This window comes from Kitasatospora sp. NPDC001132 (assembly GCF_053598415.1).
In genome coordinates, this window is sequence record NZ_JBSFKF010000021.1 from 53,244 (window position 1) to 72,140 (window position 18,897).

17 protein-coding genes and 2 pseudogenes are annotated in these 18,897 nt (G+C 74.0%); 15 read left to right on the forward strand and 4 right to left on the reverse strand.

Translation table 11 applies throughout. The features are described 5' to 3' along the window. Nucleotides 1–1,359, forward strand: coding sequence for a 2-oxo acid dehydrogenase subunit E2 (locus tag ACWDBE_RS25300; protein WP_449809149.1), 1,359 nt, complete (start codon nucleotides 1–3; stop codon nucleotides 1,357–1,359). Then, nucleotides 1,356–1,598, forward strand: a complete 243-nt coding sequence (locus ACWDBE_RS25305) for an acyl carrier protein (RefSeq protein ID WP_449809150.1) — start codon at nucleotides 1,356–1,358, stop codon at nucleotides 1,596–1,598. Before ACWDBE_RS25300 ends, ACWDBE_RS25305 begins: the two co-directional genes overlap by 4 nt. Before the next feature lie 210 nt (nucleotides 1,599–1,808). On the opposite strand, the pseudogene ACWDBE_RS25310 reads toward ACWDBE_RS25305, so the two are convergent. Next, nucleotides 1,809–1,973: pseudogene (locus ACWDBE_RS25310) on the reverse strand (DUF4193 family protein); the annotation flags it as partial. A gap of 184 nt (nucleotides 1,974–2,157) precedes the next feature. Here ACWDBE_RS25310 and ACWDBE_RS25315 point away from each other — a divergent pair. From ACWDBE_RS25315 to ACWDBE_RS25325, 3 genes are all read left to right on the forward strand, one after another. Further along, nucleotides 2,158–2,925 (forward strand): HAD-IC family P-type ATPase, encoded by a 768-nt coding sequence (locus ACWDBE_RS25315; RefSeq protein ID WP_449809151.1) that lies wholly within the window; start codon nucleotides 2,158–2,160, stop codon nucleotides 2,923–2,925. A gap of 542 nt (nucleotides 2,926–3,467) precedes the next feature. Continuing rightward, nucleotides 3,468–3,674, forward strand: coding sequence for a hypothetical protein (locus ACWDBE_RS25320; RefSeq protein ID WP_449809152.1), 207 nt, complete (start codon nucleotides 3,468–3,470; stop codon nucleotides 3,672–3,674). A 128-nt stretch (nucleotides 3,675–3,802) separates the two neighbouring features. Next, nucleotides 3,803–4,822: an Acg family FMN-binding oxidoreductase gene (locus tag ACWDBE_RS25325; RefSeq protein ID WP_449809153.1), complete on the forward strand. Its 1,020-nt coding sequence runs from the start codon at nucleotides 3,803–3,805 to the stop codon at nucleotides 4,820–4,822. A gap of 643 nt (nucleotides 4,823–5,465) precedes the next feature. Here the strand turns inward: ACWDBE_RS25325 and ACWDBE_RS25330 are convergent. Continuing rightward, nucleotides 5,466–6,308 (reverse strand): CBS domain-containing protein, encoded by an 843-nt coding sequence (locus ACWDBE_RS25330; RefSeq protein WP_449809154.1) that lies wholly within the window; start codon nucleotides 6,306–6,308, stop codon nucleotides 5,466–5,468. 168 nt (nucleotides 6,309–6,476) lie between these two features. Here ACWDBE_RS25330 and ACWDBE_RS25335 point away from each other — a divergent pair, with 168 nt between their 5' ends. From ACWDBE_RS25335 to ACWDBE_RS25380, 10 genes and pseudogenes are all read left to right on the forward strand, one after another. Beyond that, a complete protein-coding gene (locus ACWDBE_RS25335) occupies nucleotides 6,477–6,941 on the forward strand; it encodes a hypothetical protein (protein ID WP_449809155.1) in 465 nt (154 codons plus the stop codon). Then, entirely contained in the window at nucleotides 6,914–7,837 is a 924-nt protein-coding gene (locus ACWDBE_RS25340; protein ID WP_449809156.1) for a V-type ATPase subunit, read from the forward strand. The genes ACWDBE_RS25335 and ACWDBE_RS25340 overlap by 28 nt, the downstream gene beginning before the upstream one ends. Nucleotides 7,838–7,841: 4 nt before the next feature. Next, nucleotides 7,842–9,224: a V-type ATPase 116kDa subunit family protein gene (locus tag ACWDBE_RS25345; RefSeq protein WP_449809157.1), complete on the forward strand. Its 1,383-nt coding sequence runs from the start codon at nucleotides 7,842–7,844 to the stop codon at nucleotides 9,222–9,224. Beyond that, nucleotides 9,221–9,637 carry an ATP synthase subunit C gene (locus ACWDBE_RS25350; protein ID WP_449809158.1) on the forward strand — a complete coding sequence of 139 codons (417 nt, stop codon included), beginning with the start codon at nucleotides 9,221–9,223 and terminating at the stop codon, nucleotides 9,635–9,637. The genes ACWDBE_RS25345 and ACWDBE_RS25350 overlap by 4 nt, the downstream gene beginning before the upstream one ends. A gap of 11 nt (nucleotides 9,638–9,648) precedes the next feature. Then, the gene (locus tag ACWDBE_RS25355) at nucleotides 9,649–9,858 is read left to right on the forward strand and encodes a hypothetical protein (RefSeq protein ID WP_449809159.1); all 210 of its coding nucleotides are present in this window, start codon (nucleotides 9,649–9,651) and stop codon (nucleotides 9,856–9,858) included. Then, a complete protein-coding gene (locus ACWDBE_RS25360) occupies nucleotides 9,855–10,397 on the forward strand; it encodes a hypothetical protein (RefSeq protein WP_449809160.1) in 543 nt (180 codons plus the stop codon). The genes ACWDBE_RS25355 and ACWDBE_RS25360 overlap by 4 nt, the downstream gene beginning before the upstream one ends. Then, nucleotides 10,390–12,111 (forward strand): V-type ATP synthase subunit A, encoded by a 1,722-nt coding sequence (locus ACWDBE_RS25365; RefSeq protein WP_449809161.1) that lies wholly within the window; start codon nucleotides 10,390–10,392, stop codon nucleotides 12,109–12,111. Before ACWDBE_RS25360 ends, ACWDBE_RS25365 begins: the two co-directional genes overlap by 8 nt. Next, nucleotides 12,108–13,484, forward strand: a complete 1,377-nt coding sequence (locus tag ACWDBE_RS25370) for a V-type ATP synthase subunit B (protein ID WP_449809162.1) — start codon at nucleotides 12,108–12,110, stop codon at nucleotides 13,482–13,484. Before ACWDBE_RS25365 ends, ACWDBE_RS25370 begins: the two co-directional genes overlap by 4 nt. Next, nucleotides 13,481–14,104, forward strand: a complete 624-nt coding sequence (locus ACWDBE_RS25375; RefSeq protein ID WP_449809163.1) for a V-type ATP synthase subunit D — start codon at nucleotides 13,481–13,483, stop codon at nucleotides 14,102–14,104. Before ACWDBE_RS25370 ends, ACWDBE_RS25375 begins: the two co-directional genes overlap by 4 nt. A gap of 65 nt (nucleotides 14,105–14,169) precedes the next feature. Beyond that, nucleotides 14,170–14,541: pseudogene (locus ACWDBE_RS25380) on the forward strand (E3 binding domain-containing protein); the annotation flags it as partial. A gap of 151 nt (nucleotides 14,542–14,692) precedes the next feature. Here ACWDBE_RS25380 and ACWDBE_RS25385 read toward each other — a convergent pair. Continuing rightward, complete coding sequence (locus ACWDBE_RS25385) at nucleotides 14,693–15,802, reverse strand: mechanosensitive ion channel family protein (RefSeq protein WP_449809164.1); 1,110 nt, start codon at nucleotides 15,800–15,802, stop codon at nucleotides 14,693–14,695. 896 nt (nucleotides 15,803–16,698) lie between these two features. Then, entirely contained in the window at nucleotides 16,699–18,531 is a 1,833-nt protein-coding gene (locus ACWDBE_RS25390) for an FAD-dependent oxidoreductase (protein WP_449809165.1), read from the reverse strand. Between the last annotated feature and the right edge of the window lie 366 nt (nucleotides 18,532–18,897).

Below are 18,897 nucleotides of genomic sequence, written 5' to 3' on the forward strand. Positions count from 1 at the left end.
ATGGCCGAGTTCACGATGCCCGCGCTCGGTGCCGACATGACCGAGGGAACCCTCGTCCAGTGGCTCGTCCACCCCGGGGACAAGGTGACCCGGGGCGACATCGTGGCCGTCGTGGACACCGCCAAGGCAGCGATCGAGGTCGAGTGCTTCCAGACCGGCACCGTCGAGCGCCTCCTCGTCGAACCCGGGACGACCGTCCCCGTGGGGGCGCCACTCGCCGCCATCGCGTCAGGCGAGCCCGAGCCCCGGCCCGCGCCGAAGGCGGCTCCGCGCGCCGCACCCAAGGCCGAGCCCGTCGGCCGGGTGGCGGCACCTCCCGTCACCCCGCTGGTCCGGCACATCGCCGAGGCGAGCGGAGTGGACCTGGCCACCGTGCACGGCACCGGTCCCGGAGGAAGGATCACCCGTGCCGACGTGACGAGCGCCGCCGGGCCCACCCGGCCGGAGCCTGCGCGCACCGCCCCCACCGTCACAGGGCCGGGCGGGCGGCCACAAGCCGCCCCCGGGGCAACGACCCGGGTACGCGCCACGCCGATGGCCCGGCGCCTCGCGGCCGAGTCGGGGATCGACCTCGGCCAGGTGCGGGGCACCGGCACAGGGGGCGCGGTCCGGGCCGCCGACATCCGGGCGGCCCGCAGGACCCGGCCCGCAGCGGCCCCGCCTACGGAGCGCGCTCGCGAGGTGCCGACCAGCCGGCCGGAGGCGATGCGCCGCGCGGTCGGGGATCTCATGGCCCGCTCCAAGCGGGAGATCCCCCACTACTACCTGTCCACCACCGTCGATCTCACTGCCGCAATCGGGTGGCTCCGCGAGCGCAACCGTCAACTCCCCGTCCCCGAACGGCTGGTACCCGCCGCACTGCTGCTCAAGGCGTCCGCGCTCGCCGCCCGCGAGGTGCCGCAGCTCAACGGCTTCTGGACCGCCGACGGCTTCACCCCCGCGCCCGCCGTCCACCTGGGCGTTGCCGTCGCTCTGCGTGGCGGCGGACTGATCGCGCCCGCCATCCACGACGCCGCCGACCTCACGGTGCTCGACCTCATGGCCGCTCTACGTGACCTGGTGGCCCGGGCACGTGCCGGACGGCTGCGCGCCTCCGAGACCACGGACCCCACCATCACCGTCACCAGCCTCGGCGACCAGGGGGTCGAGGCGGTGTTCGGCGTCATCTACCCGCCGCAGGTTGCTCTCGTCGGCCTCGGCAAGGTGGTCGAGCGTCCCTGGGCCGCCGAGGGCATGATCGGCGTGCGGCCGGTGGTCACGGCGACCCTGTCGGCCGACCACCGGGCCAGCGACGGCGCCACGGGCGCCCGCTACCTGGCAGCACTGGACCGGCTGCTGCAGACACCGGAGGAACTGTGAATCACGACCAGGCCCTCGCCCTCGTGCAGGAGGTGCTCACCCAAATCGTTCCGGACGCCGACTTCACCGGGATCGGCCCGGACGCCGACTACCGAGCGGCCCTCGAACTCGACTCGCTCGATTTCCTCACCCTGGTGGAGCGGTTGTCCGAACGCGCCGGCTGTCGGATCGACGAGGATGACTACCCGCGACTCGGCACTCTCGCCAAGAGCGCGGCCCTGCTGGTCGAACGGACCTGACCGGACCTCCACTACGCACTGAGGTGGGCGTGGATCTCGGTCACGTCCGACGGGTTGGAGGGCCGCTTGATCGCCGAGTTGGTTGAGCTGGCCTACTGGCCTACCCGCTATCCCAGACGCGGCGTCCTCGGATCATATGGCCATGGCCAAGACGGCCACGAAAAATACCTCCGCGGCGGTGAGGCACGGACGACCAGCAGGCCAGTCCCGACAGTCACGGCAGACGGGCCGGCCGTCGGCAGTCTGACCGGCGAGCTGACTGCGGTGGTGAACCGTGAAGCAGACCGCGCAGACGAACTCGTCAGCCTGCTGAGGAAAAACGCGGACAGTGAGTTCCTCGCCGGACAGATCTGCACCGGGCAGTTCCACGGGTTCGAGCCGTGCACGACAGGCCCGGAAGGCGAAGCTCGGCAGCGGTGCTGTCGCGCTCGATGCCCTGGGGTACGCGTCCTGCTTCTCCTCCAGCCCCGTCCCAGGGGGGCCCTTTCGGGTCTCAGCCCAGGTGGGGGGCTCCGCGCATGCCTAGCGTTGGTCCGGAGATCACAACGGGGTGAGTGGAATGTCCGAGAGGAGCGAGCCGGCGGCGCAGATCCAGTCCTTCACGCTGCCGCTACCGGAGGAGCCTGCAGACCTGCTGCTGCGACATCTGCACGCCGCACGCCAGGGGCTGTCGTCGCGGGAGGCGGCGCGGAGGCTCGTCCAGTACGGGCCGAACGAGCTGCGGCGGCGCGGCGGACGTCATTGGCCTCGGGAGCTGGCGCGGCAGGTGACGCATCCGCTCGCCCTGCTGCTGTGGGTCGCGGCCGCGCTGTCGTTCGCGGTGGGAAGCCGCACGGTAGCCGTCGCGGTGCTGCTGGTGATCCTGCTCAACGCGCTGTTCGCCTTCGTCCAGGAGATGCAGGCCGAGCGAGCGGTCGAGGCGTTGGCACAGTACCTGCCGCAGCACGCCACAGTGCTGCGTGACGGCGAGCCGGCGCTCATCGATGCCGTCGGGCTCGTCCCGGGCGACATCGTCGTGCTGGCAGAGGGAGACCGTGTCGCCGCCGACATCCGGCTGCTGTCCGGCGCCGTCGATGTGGACATGTCCACGCTCACCGGCGAGTCGGTCCCGGTGCTGCGCTCGGCGGAGCTGACGGACCTCACGGCGCACCGCCTGGACGCTCCGGACCTGGTTTTCAGCGTCTACGCCCCGCCGCTGCAGTCCCTGCTCGGGACCGCCGTCCCGCCCGCCCGCGACTTGGTCCTGCTCCTGCCGTACCCGCTGATCGTGTGGGGCGCCGACGAACTGCGCCGCTGGCTGCTGCGCCGCCGCGCCGCGACCCGCTGAGTCGGACGAGCAAGGCGACCAAGTGGACGAAGCGGCGTCGGCCACGGTGAGTACCAGGGGCGAGGCGCACAGCTCGACCGGGGTCGGCGCGGCGGTCGACGGCCAGGGTTGCGCGACCGGACGCCCACTGTCGTACGGTTCGAGGTTCGCGTCGAGGACGACGCGGCCGGTGTCCGACAGGACTTCCGGGGTGAAGCGGGACACCGCGATGGTTCGTCCGCAGGTGGTGCGCATCAGCTGCCCGGGTGGTGGTGCGGGAGTCGTCGGTCAGCACGGCCATGCCTCCGGGGGGTGCAGGGTCCGGCACGGGGAACCGGGCCTCCGCCTTCCAGGGGACCGCCGCCGGGCGCGAGGCGACGGGGCCGTTCGGCTCACTGGTGGGCCCTATCGGCGAGACCGAGGGGGCCCGTCGGCCGGGACCGGCCCGGCCGGATGCCCTGGTGAACGAGGGCGGGGGAGATCCGTCGACGAGGGCTCTGAGCCTCTCGGTGCCGCCGCACGCATACGTCACCGTGGAGGTATCGGAACAGGAGAGAGGGAAGGTGAGTGCGGTGATCGTCTCGGAGACCGTGGAGTTCCACACCGGCGACCGCGTGTGCGTCTACCGCGAATCCTCCTACGGCATGATCGAGAGCGCCGTGGTTGTGGACACCCCGGCGGACCAAAGCCTCCGGCTGGAGTTCACCGACGGCCACCGCAACCACCTTCGCAACGGCCACATCGAGCTGCTGGCTCCGGCCGTCCGGTGAGCACAATCTCGGCGCTCGGTGCCGCTCGGTCGTGGAGGCCAGGGCCGTTGGGCCCTCGCCCGATGCCACCGGTCAGGCGGATGCTCGAATCACCGGCGCTCCCCGCCGGAAGCTGGGAGTGAACCACCATGACCACCGAAACCGCCCTCACCACCGCGGACCTGTACCTGCTGGCCGAAGCCGGCGGCGCGGCGCCCTCGCTGCACAACAGCCAGCCCTGGCGCTTCCGTCCCACGCCGGACCTGCTCGGCCTGGAGGTCCACGCCGACCTGAACCGGACCGTCCCGGCCGCCGACCCGGACCGCAGGGCCCTGCACATCTCGATCGGCGCCGCCCTGTTCAACCTGCGCGTGGCCGCCACCCACCTCGGCCGCGAGGCCGTTGTCCGCCTCCTCCCGGCGGGTGAGGACGCGCAGCCACGCGCCGTGCTCGACCTCTCCGCACCGGCCCGCACACCGCAGCCCTTCGGCGCAGACCTCTACCCGGCCATCGCCCAGCGCCACTCCAGCCGGCAGCCGTTCACCAACCGGGACGTCCCTGAGGCTCTGGTCGCCGATCTCATGACGGCCGCCCAGGACGAAGGCGTCACGCTCAGCATGCTGGAGGAGTACGGCGTACGCCGGGTGCTGGCGCTGACCTCCGAGGCCGAGGCCCGCATCGCCGCCGACGTCACCCGCGAGGCCGAGACCCGCAACTGGCTGCGCCTCGAACCCTCCTACGACGGCATCCCGCTTGCCGCCCTCGGCTCGCACGACCGCGACGCCCGCATCCCGATGCGCGGCTTCACCGGCCACCCGCCGCGCCACAGCACCCCGGCCGAACGCTTCGAGGCACTGCCCCAACTCGCCACTCTCGCCACCCGCTTCGACAGTCCGGCCGACTGGCTGAACACCGGACAGGCGATGGAACGCGTCTGGCTGCTCGCCACCGTCCACGGCCTGCGCGCCTCCGTCCTGCACCAGGCCGTCGAGATCCCCGACACCCGCTGGCGCCTGCGCGACCCCGCCGAAGGCCCCGCGCACGTCCAGCTGGTCCTGCGTCTCGGCTACGGGCCGCCCGGTGCGGCTAGCCCGCGCTGCCGCGTCGAGGACATTCTTGACGCGCCGGAGGGGAGCACCTGCTTTTCGCCGGGAGCCTGCCGCGAGTGAATTCCGTTCATGTCGGGAGCGGTTGGCTCCGGTACGGGCGCGGAGAACGGCGAGAGAAGTGGCGGCAGCCGCCGCGCACCGCGCGATCGTGGTCCGCGAGACGCGGACGGAGTCCTATCCGATCCGAGTGCGGGCATCGGAACGGGAGGCCGATGTCCGGTCCGTCACTCGTACTTGGCGTATCCGGAGTCCATGATCGGGGGCCGTCGGGGCGGACGATCCGGCCAGTGATCCTCGTGGGACGGATGCGTATCCAAGTGTCCCGGGGCCGCCCGCCCAGGGGCCGGGGTCGGCGTGCTCCCCGAACCAGCGCACCGCGTCCTCGTCGGAGACGACCGACACGGTGCCGTTCACGAGCACGCTCCAGCCGGTGACGCTCCGGATAGGGAGCGCCGAGGTGGCGGGCCAGATGGTCGCCGAGGTGGCGATTCAGCCTCCGTGGCCTCCTGAGCCCCGAAGAAGTAGAAGCCGTCCGTGGCCCGGGCCAGATCGTGCAGGAACGTCTTGTCCTGGCGGCGGGGCCCGGGCCGCGGATCGGTGACGAAGGCGGCGAGGGTGTCCCAGTTCAGCCTCGCGGTCGAACAACGTCGCGGGCCGGGGCATCGCGGTGACGGTGGCGGATCACAGGTGGACGTCCGGTGCCTCAGGCCGCGCTGAGATGGTCGTGCACGTCGGTGACGTCGTCCATGTCCCGGACCTCCGCCAGGAGCCGGGGAATGCTCTCCCGGTCCAGGCGACCGGCCAGGTCGACGACACCGTTGCGGACCGTCACCTCGACCGCCCCCTGCGGAAGGTGGAACTCGCGGGTGAGGATCCGGGACGTGATCTCCTCGCGGATGTGCTCGTCGTCCCGGACGAGTGCGCTCAGCAGCGCGGCCCGCCGGACGACACCCACGAGCCGCCCCTGCCAGTCGGCGACCGGCATCCGCTTGAGCCGGTAACGGGCGGCGGTCAGGGCGGCCTCGGCGACGGTCGTGCCGGGCCGGACGGTGGTGGCGGGCGCCGTCATCAGGGTGGCGGCCGTCTCGCCCCGGGCCTTCTGTTGCAGGCCGCGATCACGCAGCCGGTCGATCGGGCCGGACGGGTGTTCCATCGCCTCGACGGCGGCCTTCGCGAGCAGATCGGACTCCGAGACCACGCCGATGACGCGGTCCTTCGCGTCGACCACCGGCACCGCGCCCACGTGCTCGCGGGCCAGCGTCCGGGCCAGCTCGGCGAACGGCAGGTCGCCCGGCACTGCGACCGCCGGCACGTCCATGACGTCGCGCACCCGCAGGACCGGCGCGGGGCCGGGCTCATCCGGCTCGGTGGAGGCCTCCGACGGGGCCGGTTCCGGTTCCCTGGCCCGGGCCGCGGAGATGCCCGCGACGGCGCCCAGGTAGCGCAGCAGCATGTCCTGCCGGTGCGGCTCCTCGGGGCTCCAGGCCTTGCCGGGAACGGATCGGCGGGATTCCGTCCCGGCGGAGAAGTACTCGTGCTCGCTCATGGTGTGGACCTCCCTGTGGTGCTCCCCGCTTTCGAGTCTTGGTCCGGTGCGCCGTCGCCGCTTGTGCCGGTCGGCCCCAGCTCCTCGGCGGACGGCCCAATCCGGGGCGACAGCCCGGCGCACCGGCCGGATGCTGGAGGAAAGGGTTGGATCGGCTGGAGGGCTCGCATGGCGCGGTTTCGGGACTTCCTCGCGCGGTTCCGCCCGGCCGGCACGCCCGGTGCACCCACGGCCGGCGTGCCCGCCGACCGGGCCGCCGAACTGGCCGCGGAGCTGGAGCAGCCGCTCGACGGGCTGGCGCAGGCCCAGGCCGAGGCGGCTGCCATCCGGGCCGGGGCCGCGGTGGAGGCCGAACGCATCCGGAAGGAGGCCGTCCGGAACGCGGAGCGGATCGTCGAACTCGCCCACGCCCGGGCGCCGCAGGTCCGCGCGGAGGCCGCCGCGGCGGCCGGGCGCGTGGCGGCGGCCTGGGCGGCCGAAGTGATCGCCGACGCGGAGCAGGCCGCGGACCGGATCCGCAGCCGGGCCCGCGAGCGGATGCCCGCGCTGGTCGACCGGGCGGCGGCACTGGCGCTGGAACCGGCGGACAGCCCCGGGAGGCACCGGTGGCAGCAGGCTGGGTCGGCGGAGTGACCAGGGCCCGGGGGCTGCTGTCCCGCTGCCTCGGCCGCCGCGGCGCCGGGGAACTCGCGGCAGCGGGCACGCTCACCGAGGCCGTACGATCGCTCGCAGCGACGCCGTACCGGCGCTTCCTGCCGCCCGACCCGGACTTGGCCGAGGCGCAGCGGGCGGTCTCCGCGACCCTGCTGTGGCATCTGAGGGTCCTCGCGGGCTGGCTGCCTCGTAGCGGGGCACAGGCCGTGCGCGCCCTCGCCGCCGGCTTCGAGACCGCCAACATCGAGGACTTGCTGCGCTCCTTCGCCGGCCCGGCCCCGCGCCGACCGTACGCGCTCGGCGCGCTGGCCATCGCCTGGCGCCGGGCCGCCCACGCGCGCACACCGGAGGAACTGCGCGCGGCCCTGGCGGCATCGGCGTGGGGCGACCCCGGGGGCGCGGACCCGGCGACAGCGGCGGTGGCCCTGCGCATGTCGGCCGCCTACCGGGTCGCGGAGGCCGTGCCGCACGCCCGGCGGTGGGCCCAGGGCCGGGCCGCTCTCCTGACGGCGCGCACGGCATTCGTCGTCGGTCGCCCGCTCCCGGGGAACGCCGTCCGCCAGGCGGCGCGCCTACTCGGTCCCGGGGCCGTGGCCGCCGCGTCGTTCGAGGAGCTTCGCCGTGCGCTGCCGGCGGACGCGCGATGGGCGCTGGACGGGATCGAGACCCCCGGCGACCTGTGGCGGGCCGAGTCCCGGTGGTGGACGGTCGTCGACCGGGAGGGCCGTGACCTCCTGCGCGGTGCGCAGTACGGTCTTCCGCCGGTGGTGGGGGTCGTCGCGGTCCTCTCCGCGGACGCCTGGCGGGTGCGCGCCGCGCTGGAACTGGCCGCGCACGGCGGCGTGACCCCGGAGGTGGCGGATGCGCTGGGCTGAGGCGATGACTCCGGCGCCCATGCAGCGGGTGGCGATCGTCGCCCCGAGCGCCGCGCTGCGCGAGATCCTCCTGCTAGTCGCCGACGCGGGCTGCGTCGAGATCGACCGGATCGAGGACGCCGCCCCGGGCCCGGCGGGCCGGCGGCTCCGACGGTTGCCCGCCGCACCGCGTCGGCCCGCGGCCCTGTCCGGCACCCTGCCGGATCTCGACCGGCTGGAACGGGAGGCGAGGCTGGACCTCCTCACGGGCGAGTCCCAGGTGGAGGAGCGGGCGGCGAGTGCCGTCCACCGGGGCGAGGTGGCCGCGCTCGCCGGCTGGTGCCCGTCGGACCGGGTCGCCGGACTCGCGGAGGTGCTGGCTGCCGCCGGCGGCGCCCTGGTGCCCCTGCGCGCACCGCGCGGCGTCGACCCGCCCACTCTGCTGCGCGACGGACGGCCGCTCCGCCGCGCCTTCTCGCCGCTCGTGCGCACCTACGGCACGGCGCCGTACCGGGACCTCGACCCGACCTGGCCGGCCGGGATCGCCTACGTCGTGATGTTCGGCCTCATGTTCGGCGACGTCGGCCACGGGGCGTTGTTGCTGCTGGCCGCGCTGGTGCTGCGGAGCGGACGGCCCCGGCGGCTGGCGCGGCTGCGCCCGGTGTGGCCGTTCCTGGCCGGGGCCGGGCTCTGCGGCGCGCTGGCGGGCGTGGCGTTCGGGGAGTTCTTCGGGCCGACCGGGGTGTTGCCGGTGCTGTGGCTGTCGCCGCTGGACCGGCCGGGACGTCTCCTGGCGGCGGCCGTCGGCCTGGGCGGGGTGTTGCTCGCCCTCGCCCACGTGGCCGGCGGGGTGAACCGGTGGCGCGAGGGTGGTCCGGCGAGGGCGCTGTGCGCGACGTCCGGGGTGGCGGGCCTGGCGCTCTTCCTGGGCCTGGGGGCCGTCGGTGGCGGGGTGTACCTGCGCTCGACCGGGCTCGCGGCCGGCGGGGCGGCGCTCCTCCTGGCCGGGCTCGGACTGGCCGGCGCAGGCCTGTACGGCGCGAGCACCGGTGGTGTGGGCGGCGTGCTGCAGACGGCCGTCGAGCTCTTCGACGCTGTTTTGCGACTCTTCGCGAACACGGTCTCCTTCTCCCGCCTGGCCGCCTTCGGACTCACCCATGCTGCGCTCGGACAGGTGGTGTGGCGCGGCACCGCCGCGCTGGCGGGACACGGCTCCTGGGGTCTGCCGGGGGCCGCGCTGCTCTTCGCCCTCGGCACTGCTCTCACCTTCGCGCTGGAGGCACTGGTGGCCGGGATCCAGGCGCTGCGGCTGGAGTACTACGAGCTGTTCTCCCGCGTCTTCCAGAGCCTGGGACGGCCCTTCCGCCCCTGGCACGTGCCCGTCCTGCCTCCGGAGGTGCCCTGGTGATCACCTGGCTGATCGCGCTGCCTGCCCTCGCCGCCGTACTCGGCGCGGCCCGGCTGCTGGCCCGCCGGCACGGGCGGGCGGCCCTGCGCTGGCTGCTCGGCGTCAACGCCGCCGTCATGGCCGGCGCGCTCGCCCTGCTGGTGACCGTGCTCGCCGACCCCGCCGGCGCGGCCGGGCCGGCCGCCGCGACGAGCTCCGGGTCGGGCTCGGCGGCGCTGATCGGGGCGAGCATCGCGGTCGCCGGAGCCTCGATCGGCGCGGCGATCGCCGTCGCGTACACCGGCGCCGCGGCCATCGCCGCGCTGAGCGAACGGCCCGAGCTCTTCGGCCGGGCGATGGTGATCGTCGGCCTGGCCGAGGGCATCGCGGTGTACGGGCTGGTGGTGGCCGTCCTGCTGATCGGGAAGGCCTGACGGTGGGCGGCGTGGTCGCCATCGGGCCACGGACCGAGGTGGCCGGACTGGCCCTGGCCGGCGTCACCGTGCTCGTCGCCGAGCGGCCGGAAGAGGTCGTGGCCGCCTGGGACGCCCTGCCCGAGGGAACGGCGCTGGTCCTGGTCGGCCGGGCGGCGGCGCGGGCGCTCGGCCCGGCGAGGCTGGACGCGACCGAGCCCCTGACGACGGTCCTGCCGTGACCGGAACGACCGGCGGCACAGACGCGCTGACACCCGTCCGCGCCGAACTGCTGCGCGCCGCGCGGGCCGATGCCGAGCAGGCGATCGCCGCCGCGTGCCACGACGCCGAAAGCGTCCTCGCCGCCGCACGCGCCGAGGCGGCGGCCGTGCTGGACCGGGCCACCTGGGCGGGGACGGAGGAGGGCGAGGCCGTCGCCGCGGCGGAGACCGCCCGAACTGCCCGTGCGGCCCGAGCGCGAGAGCTGGCGGCCCAGGGCGAGGCCTACGCCGAGCTGCGCCGCCGGGTGGCCGAGCGCGTCCGAGAACGGTACGAGGCCGATCCCGGCGCGGCGGAGGCGCTGGCCAGGCGGGCGCGGGACCTGCTCGGACCGGACGCCCGGGTCACCGACCACCCCGACGGCGGGTTGCTCGCCACCGTCCCAGGCCGCGTGGTGGACCTCGGAGTGCCCGCGCTGGTACGGCATGGGCTCGACCGGCTCGGCGTGGAGGCCGGGAGGCTCTGGCAGCCGGATGGCGGCGAGGGGAGGAGGGGTGGCTGACCTGGGCTCGTCGAGGGTCCTGCGCGTCGCCGGTCCGCTAGTCGAGGTGGCCTGCGACGGCGCCGTCGCCATGCACGACGTGCTGCTGCTCGGCCCGGAGGACCTATCCGGCGAGGTCGTGGCCATCACCGGGGACGTGGCGAGCGTGCAGGCGTACGAGTACACCGGCGGGCTCGCTCCGGGGCACCCGGCCCGCCCGACGGGCCGACCGCTGCGGGTGCGGCTCGGCCCGTGGCTGCTCGGGGGCGTCTTCGACGGCCTGCTGCGCCCGCTCACCGGAGCCGGCGACTGGCTGCTTCCGGGGAGCGGCACCGAGGCCGACGGGCGGACCTGGCGCTTCGTCCCCGCGGCGGCGCCGGGCGACCAGGCCGTACCGGGCGGCCTCCTGGGGGAGTGGGCCGGGGGATCGGTGCCGCTGCGAGTCCTGGTGCCACCGGACGCGTCCGGACCGGTGGAGCGGATCGCCCCGGAAGGACCGTACAGTGCGGACGAGGTGCTTGCTGTGGTGGGCGGCGCACCGGTCCGGGTCGGTGCCAGGTGGCCGATCCGCAGGCCCCGGCCCGTGCGGGAGCGGTTGGACGCGGCCGAGCCGCTGCACACTGGCCAGCGGGTGATCGACCTGCTGTTCCCGGTCGCCCGGGGCGGGACAGTCGCGGTGCCCGGCGGCTTCGGCACCGGGAAGACCGTCCTGCTCCAGCAGATCGCCAAATGGTGCGACGCCGACGTCATCGTCTACGTCGGCTGCGGCGAGCGGGGCAACGAACTGGCTGAAGTGATGGCCGAGTTCGCGGAACTCGACGACCCGAGGACCGGCGGCCGGCTGGTCGACCGGACGGTCGTGGTCGCCAACACCTCCAACATGCCGATGATGGCCAGGGAGGCGAGCGTGCACACCGGCGCGACCGTCGCCGAGTACTTCCGCGACATGGGCCTGGACGTCGTCGTGATCGCCGACTCGACCTCCCGATGGGCCGAGGCGCTCCGCGAATTCTCCTCCAGAATGGGGGAGTTGCCGGCCGAGGAGGGCTACCCGGCCGGCCTCGCCTCAGAGCTCGCGGCGTTCTATGAACGCGCCGGGGCAGTGCGCACCCTCGGCGGCGCCCGGGGGTCGGTCACCGTCCTCGGCGCCGTCTCCCCGCCCGGCGGGGACCTGACCGAGCCCGTCACCGCCCACACCGAGCGCTTCGTCCGCGGCCTCTGGACGCTCGACCGCGAACTCGCCTACGCCCGCCACTATCCGGCCCTGTCGTGGTCCGGCTCGTTCGCCCGCGACGCCGCCGCGCTCGGCGCGGCGCACGCGCGGGCGGGGGACCCTGGCTGGGGCGAGCGCCGCGCCCGCGTCGCCGCGCTGCTCGCCGAGGCGGACCGGCTGGCCGACCTGGTCGACCTGGTCGGCATCACCGCGCTCCCGGGCCCCGAGCGGGTCAGCGTGCTCGCCGGGCGGCTGGTCCGGGAGGGCTTGCTCCAGCAGAGCGCGCTGTCGGCGCACGACGCGTACTGCTCCCCGGAGAAGACGGCGGCGCTGGCGGACTCCGTGCTCACGGTGGTCGCGCGGTGCGGGGAGCTGGTCGACGCTGGCACACCGGCCGAGACGGTCGAGGAGACCGACTTCACGCCGCTGCTGCGCGCCCGCGAGCAGGCCGGGCCCGGGGACACCGACGCCGTGGCCGCCGGCTGCGCGGCGGTGCTCAGTGCGCTCGGGGAGCCGCGATGACGGACTTCGGCGAGGTCGAGTTCACGGACGTGCGGGAGCTGCGCGGGCCGCTCCTCGTGGTGGGCGGTGTGGCCGGAGTGGGGTGGGACGAGTTCGTGGAGATCACCCTCGGATCGGGCGAGCGGCGCCACGGCCTCGTCCTGGAGGTGGACCGGGACCTCGCGGTTGTGCAGGTCCTGGAGGACACCGCGGGCATGGACCCGGCCGCCACCCGGGCCGCGTTCACCGGCGGCCCGCTGCGCGTCCCGGTCGGTCCCGCGTGGCTCGGCCGGGTGTGCAACGGCAGGGGCGAGCCGATCGACGGCGGTCCTCCGGTCCTCGGCCTCGCGTCGGCACCGGTCGGTGGCGCCCCCCTCAACCCCGTCCGGCGCGAGCCGCCCGCCGAACCGGTGCTGACCGGGGTCGGGGCGATCGACGTGCTCACCACGCTGGTGCGCGGGCAGAAACTGCCCGTGTTCTCGGCCGCCGGACTGCCCCACCTCGAACTCGCCGTGCAGGTGGCCGCCCAGGCCGTCAGCGGCGGCGAGGCCTTCAGCGTGGTGTTCGCCGGCATGGGCCTCACCCACGCGGACGCGGCCTTCGTCCGCGACGGGCTCGCCGGGCGCTCCGGCACCGGGGAGCTGACGCTGCTGCTGAACACCGCCGACGACCCGGTGATCGAGCGACTGCTCACCCCGCGCATCGCCCTCACCGTAGCCGAGCACCTGGCATTCGAGGGCGAACGGCACGTGCTGGTGGTGATGACGGACATGACCGCGTACGCCGAGGCCCTGCGCGAGGTGTCGGCCGCGCGCGGCGAGGTGCCCGCCCGGCGCGCCTACCCGGGGTACCTCTACAGCGACCTGGCCTCCCTGTACGAGCGCTGCGGCCGGATCCGCGGCCGGCCCGGCTCGGTCACCCTCCTCCCGGTGCTCACCATGCCCGCCGGGGACATCACGCACCCGGTGCCCGACCTGACCGGCTACATCACCGAGGGGCAGATCGTGCTCTCCCGCGAGGCGCACGCGCGCGGGGTGTACCCGCCGGTGGACGCGCTCTCCTCGCTCTCCCGCCTGATGCGCAAGGGCGCGGGGCCGGGCCGGACCAGGTCCGACCACCTCGACGTCGCCGCACAGCTGCTGGCCGCGCTCGCGCGCGCCCGGCAGGTCCGGGAACTCGCCGACCTGGTCGGCCGTTCGGCGCTGAGCCCGACCGATCTGCGCCACCTCGATCTGGACGAGGCCTTCCCGCAGCGGTTCCTCGCCCAGCGGCCGGACGAGAACCGGCCGCTGGCGGACGCCCTGGACCGAGCCTGGGACGTCCTGCTCACCCTGCCCCGCAGCCAGCTCACGATGCTGCCGTCCGAGCAACTCGACGCGCACGGTGCGCCATGACCGCGCGCCGGCACACCCCGCCGGGCCGGGCGGCCCGGCTGAGGCTGCGGCACAGCCTGGACGTCGCTCTGCGCGGGGCCGACCTGCTCGACCGCAAGCTGCGGGTGCTGCTGGAGCGGCACCGGCAGCTGAGGCAGGACGAGGAGACGGCTGAGGCCCGGTGGCGGGAGAGCTGGGCGGAGGCGCAGACGTGGCTCCTGCGCGGCCTGCTGGTGAGCGGGGAGGGTGCGCTGTCCGCGGCGGCGGTGGCCGATCGGGCGGACCTGGCCGTCGAGTGGACCGTCTCCATGGGGGTGCGCCATCCGTCCGGCGTCTCCTGCACCGACGCGGCCCGGGCCGCGCACGAGCCCGCCCCGGGCAACACCGCACTGGTGCACGCCGAGGAGGCCTACCGCGAAGCGGTCCGGGCGGCGGCCGACTACGCCGCGCACCGGACGGCGGCCCGGCTGATCGGAGAGGAAGCGGCCCGTACCCGCCGTCGGGTCCGGGCCCTGCGCCGGCACTGGATCCCGCGCCTGACCGCCGAACTCGCCGCGGTGGACCAGGCGGTGGAGCAGGCCGAGCACGAGGACGCGGTCCGCCGCCGTTGGGCGGCGGACCGGACGCGTGGTCACGCGTGACGCCCGCGCAGTGCCGGCGCCCTACGCCCGGCGTGCCCGGGGCGACGGTCCCGGCGGCTGCCGCCATGGCCGCCATCGCCACCGAGAAGCCCGCGCCCGAGCCAGCGTCGGCACCGGGGCCCGAGCTGGTGCGGGCCGGCGGGCCGGGGGTCACGCCGCTCGTCCGACACCTGGCCGAGGACAGCAGGGTGGACCTCGCCGCTGTGCACGGGGCCGGCTTCGGCGTACGGATCACCCGGGCCGGTGTCGTGGCCGCGGTGCCGGGCAAGCCGACCGGGAAGAGGCGGAGGGTCTCACGGTGCCCGGCCGCCAGTGCGCAGGCACCGCCGTCCGGATCCCGGGCCCGGGCGACCCCACTGACCCGGCACGCCGCGGCGGAGCCCGGGCTCGACCTCGCCACCGTGACGGGAACGGGCACGGATGGAGCGGTCCGGGTGTCCGACGTCCGGGCCGCTATTGGCGCGGCGTCCCCGCTAACGCGCCCGGCACCGTCCCCGGAGAACACGCAGACGCGGGCCGCAGCGGACCGGCAGCAGGTGATGCGTCGGGCCGTCGGCAACCTGATGGTCCCCTCTACCTCCGCGCCGGTTACCGCCGCCGGTCCGACAGCACCTCGGACGAGTCTTCCCACTGGTGCGGAACCGGCGGGAGGGGCGACGGTGCGCCAGGCCCGTCCTGCTGGAGCGAGATCGTGCGCGTGGGCGCGGGGATCGAGATGCCCTCCGTCCGGTACCGCTGGTGAAGGCGCTTGATGAACTCGTGCTTGATCCGGTACTGGTCGCTGAACTCACCGACGCCCAGGATCACCGTGAAGTTGATCCTGGAGTCCGCGAAGGTGTGGAAACGGACGACGGCCTCGTGGTCGGGCACGCCACCGCTGACGTCGGCCATCACGCTGTCGACGACATCGAGGGTGACCCTCTCCACGTGCTCCAGGTCGCTGTCGTAGCCGACCCCGACCTGGACCAGGATCGACAGCTTCTGCTCGGGCTGGGAGTAGTTCGTCATGTTCGTCCGCGCCAGGCGGCCGTTAGGGATGATCACCAGGTTGTTCGACAGGTTGCGCACCACGCTGTTGCGCCAGTTGATGTCGACGACGTATCCCTCCTCCCCGCTGGTGAGCCGGATGTAGTCACCTGGCTGGACCGTCTTCGAAGCGAGGATGTGCACACCCGCGAAGAGGTTGGCAAGGGTGTCCTGCAACGCCAGCGCGACCGCGAGACCGCCCACCCCGAGGGCGGTGACCAGCGGGGCGATGGACACCCCGAGGGTCTCCAGGGCCACGAGGACGCCCATCGACAGCACCACGACCCGGGTGATGTTGACGAAGATGGACGCGGACGCCGCGACCCCCGTGCGGGACGCGGCCACCGACTGCACCAGACCGGCCACCACCCGGGCCGCGCTGAGCGTCGCGATGACGATGAGCACGGCCGTCAGCGACTGGCCGACCAGCCCCCCGATCCGCGCGGTGAGCGGCAGGGCCGAAGCGGCCACCTCGGCCCCGGCGACCACGGCCGCCCAGGGGACGATGGTGCGCAGCGCGTCGACGATGACGTCGTCCCCGCTCCACTTGGTCCTGCTGGCGTGCTTGCCCAGCCATTTCATCAGAGCCCGCAGCCCCAGACCGGCCACACAGCCGGAAGCCAGCGCGATGCCGGCCACCACCCAGTCGTGCAGGACCAGGTCCCGGGTCACCGTCCCACCCCCGCAGCGTGGAGAGCGAGGCAAAGGGCTGTCGTCGGCCGCCGTACGTGCTGTGTCGTCACCTTGTCGCCTGTCAGGTCGTGTTGTGTGCTGCTGCGCCGGATCGGATGCTCGGATCCGAACGGCCTGCCAATCCTGCCTCATCGTCCGGCTGCCGCCACAGCCGGACATGACGGGATATGCCTCTGACAAGGTAGGAATCGCCCATTCCAGGGCCTATCGCCCGAACGGGTGAGGACCGCTCGCGCACCGAGCACGTGTGAGCGGGCGTACGCCTGCTCACCCCGAACAGCCACTGGGTGGGCGTGTGGGATCTCCAATGCCAAGACCCGCCGGACCAGGCTCAGCGGGGACCAGCTCGACCAGCTCGCCGCACTCGGGCTCGACCGGCGCTGACCCCCGGGCGGGCCCGGTGCTCTGCTCGGCCGTTTCCGCTGCGTTGGAGAAACAGCGGCGGCCGGGTGGTGTGAAGGCGGCCTGACGGCTTCTGGGACCGCCCGCGCACCGCTCCCGCACAACCCGCCACCTCGTCCACGCCCTGCGGTTCGGGTAGTCGCGGGCGTGCTGCCGCCGAATCTCCCCCCAACGGATCGTCCGGAGCGGACACCAGCGCGGCCACGAAGTCCCGCTCCGTCGGGACCGGCCGTCGGCGCCGTCGGATGACGTCCTTCCTGGTGGAGATCCGTAGCACTCAAGATCGCCAACTGCTGACCGGTCGCTGCTACTTCACGCCCAGGGAACCAGGCCCCCGTTCGGCAGCACCCGGACCCCGCCCTGCTGGTTCTTAGGGAATCCCCGATACTCGCAGAACGCCCTCTTGGACCGTGGCGCAGATCCAGGCACCGCCGAAGGCGCGGCGTCCGACGGACAGCAGCACCGGGTCTCGCTCAGCGGTGGTGGACCTCCAGGAAGGTGCGGACCGCCGATTCGAGGGCGCCCTCGATCCAGGCCGGCTTGAGGCTGGTGTGCTCGCCGGCGAAGTGGACGCGGCCTTCCGGGGTCTGGGTGGCCGGGTGGAGTTCGTGCAGTTGGCCGGGGGTGACGATGGCGGCTTCACCGAGGGCGTACCGGGCGCGTGCCCAGGACTGGGTGGCGCCGACTCCGGTGAACTCCCGCCGCACGCGCGGCCCCAGGAGTCGCTCCAGGTCGTCGAGGGCGAAGGCGTAGCGCTCGCCAGGGGTGAGCGAGTCCCAGCGTGCCGCGTCGTCCGACCAGGTGTACGAGGCGAGCACCACGCCCCCCGAGGAGCCCTCCGGCGCATGTGAGGGGAAGTAGGTGAAGCGGCTGGGGCTGTCACTGACGCAGCCGCCGCCGCTGAAGCCGTCCGGGCCTTCCTCCCAGAACCGGTGGTGGAATTCGAGCAGGACCTTGGTGGCCGAGTCGTAGTGCAGCTCCGTGACGGCCCGGCGCTTGGGGTAGGACATCAGGGGCTCGATCCGGCAGAACCGCAGCGCGCTGAACGGGATGGTGACGATCGCGTAGTCGCCCTCGAACGTCGTGGTGGGAGCGACGGGAGCGCCGTCGCAGGACTCCTCGTCGCCACTCTCCGCGACGGTCTCGATAGTGACCTTGCCGGCGTCCTGCACCAGGCGGGTCATCCGGTGACCGAGGCGCAACTCGGCCCGGAGCGGGGCGGCCAGAGCGTCGGTGAGCATGGCGGTGCCGCCCTCCAGCTCCCAGTACCGGTTGGTGGGGCTGATCACCGCGTGGTCGATCAGGGTGGGGAACAAGGAGTAGTGCAGCCGCGAGGTGAGGTTCTCCAGGGTGCCCGCGGCCTGGAGGGACGCCCGGTCCCAGCCGGCTTCCTCCTGGAGGAAGCGGCGGGTGGAGTGGTGGCCGTAGGTGGAGAAGATGTGGGTCCAGGCGTCCAGCCGGTCGCGGATGTCACCGTCCCGGACCGATACCCCCTCGAACGCCTTGCCGAGGGCACTGGCCGTGGTGGAGTCGAGCCGGGCGCCGAAGGAACGGTTGACCACGGTCGGCGACTGAGCGTACGCGGCGCGGGTGATCCGGTTGCCGTTGACGTAGATCAGACTGCGGAAGCAGGCTCCGGGCGGGGTGAACGTCCGGTCCGGGCCGTTGCTCCAGGTCTCCCCAGTGAACGAGCGGTACTTCACCGGCGGAACGGCGCCGATCGGGCCGGCGCCCGGCGCGACGTCGGCGTTGTAGAACAGCCGCCGCTTCAGACCGAGCTTGTCGGCGAGCGCCAGGGCGAGCGGGTGGAAGTCGGGCAGGCGCATGGCGCCGGCCTCGGCGTGCAACCGGGGATCGGCGAAGACGCCCCGGAAGGTCTTGATCCGCCCGCCGACCCGGCTGGCGTTCGCCTCGATGACGGTCACTTCGTGACCGGCCTGCTTGAGCAGCGTCGCGACGGTCAGCCCGGCGACGCCCGCACCCACCACCAGCACCCGCTTCCGGCCGGCGCGGGGCGGCAGTTGGCCGTCGATCAGGATGCGCAGGTATTCGAGGGTCAGATCGGTCTGCTCGTCCGCACCGACCATGAGCATCTCGCGGGCCAGCGCACGGCTGACCGCCTCGTCGGCCACCGGGCCGACGCTCGGCGCGTACGCGGGCACCGTTGCCGCCGCGACCCGGGTGCCGAGGCCGACCGAGCCGACCGCGGCCACGGCGGCCGACCCGAGGAGGGCACGCCTCCCCAGTCGGGGCTGCCCAAGGACGGCGCTCGACTCGCCGGACTGACTCACAAGGGGCTGACTCACGTTCTCTCCTGACGAGGGCAGTGGGGACACGCCCGAGCAACGCCCAACCACCGCACGCCGCAACGCCGGCCGCCCGAAGATCACCCACACCGGTCACACTCAACGCCAGTGCGTTCGACGGCGAGTGAGGGGTGCAACCACGCACGTCGGATTGAGGCCCCTTCGGCGACCGCGCGGAGCACCCGGCTTCGCGCCCAGCCGAAGCGGAACCCCTGCGATGACGAAGAACGACGGCACTGGGACGAAGAGCGGGGGCGCGGACGGGCGCGGAGCCGGACAGTGAGACGCGGGAGCTGGAGATCACCTGGTCCGTGCTCGCCGCCCTGGCACCGAGAAGATGCGGGCCTGGCTGCGGCGGCTGCGGGA

Coding starts and splice junctions, on each gene's coding strand:
- ACWDBE_RS25300 (WP_449809149.1), top strand. CDS start 1: ATGGCCGAGTTCACGATGCCCGCGCTCGGTGCCGACATGACCGAGGGA.
- ACWDBE_RS25315 (WP_449809151.1), top strand. CDS start 2,158: ATGTCCGAGAGGAGCGAGCCGGCGGCGCAGATCCAGTCCTTCACGCTG.
- ACWDBE_RS25325 (WP_449809153.1), top strand. CDS start 3,803: ATGACCACCGAAACCGCCCTCACCACCGCGGACCTGTACCTGCTGGCC.
- ACWDBE_RS25330 (WP_449809154.1), bottom strand. CDS start 6,308: ATGAGCGAGCACGAGTACTTCTCCGCCGGGACGGAATCCCGCCGATCC.
- ACWDBE_RS25335 (WP_449809155.1), top strand. CDS start 6,477: ATGGCGCGGTTTCGGGACTTCCTCGCGCGGTTCCGCCCGGCCGGCACG.
- ACWDBE_RS25345 (WP_449809157.1), top strand. CDS start 7,842: ATGACTCCGGCGCCCATGCAGCGGGTGGCGATCGTCGCCCCGAGCGCC.
- ACWDBE_RS25370 (WP_449809162.1), top strand. CDS start 12,108: ATGACGGACTTCGGCGAGGTCGAGTTCACGGACGTGCGGGAGCTGCGC.
- ACWDBE_RS25375 (WP_449809163.1), top strand. CDS start 13,481: ATGACCGCGCGCCGGCACACCCCGCCGGGCCGGGCGGCCCGGCTGAGG.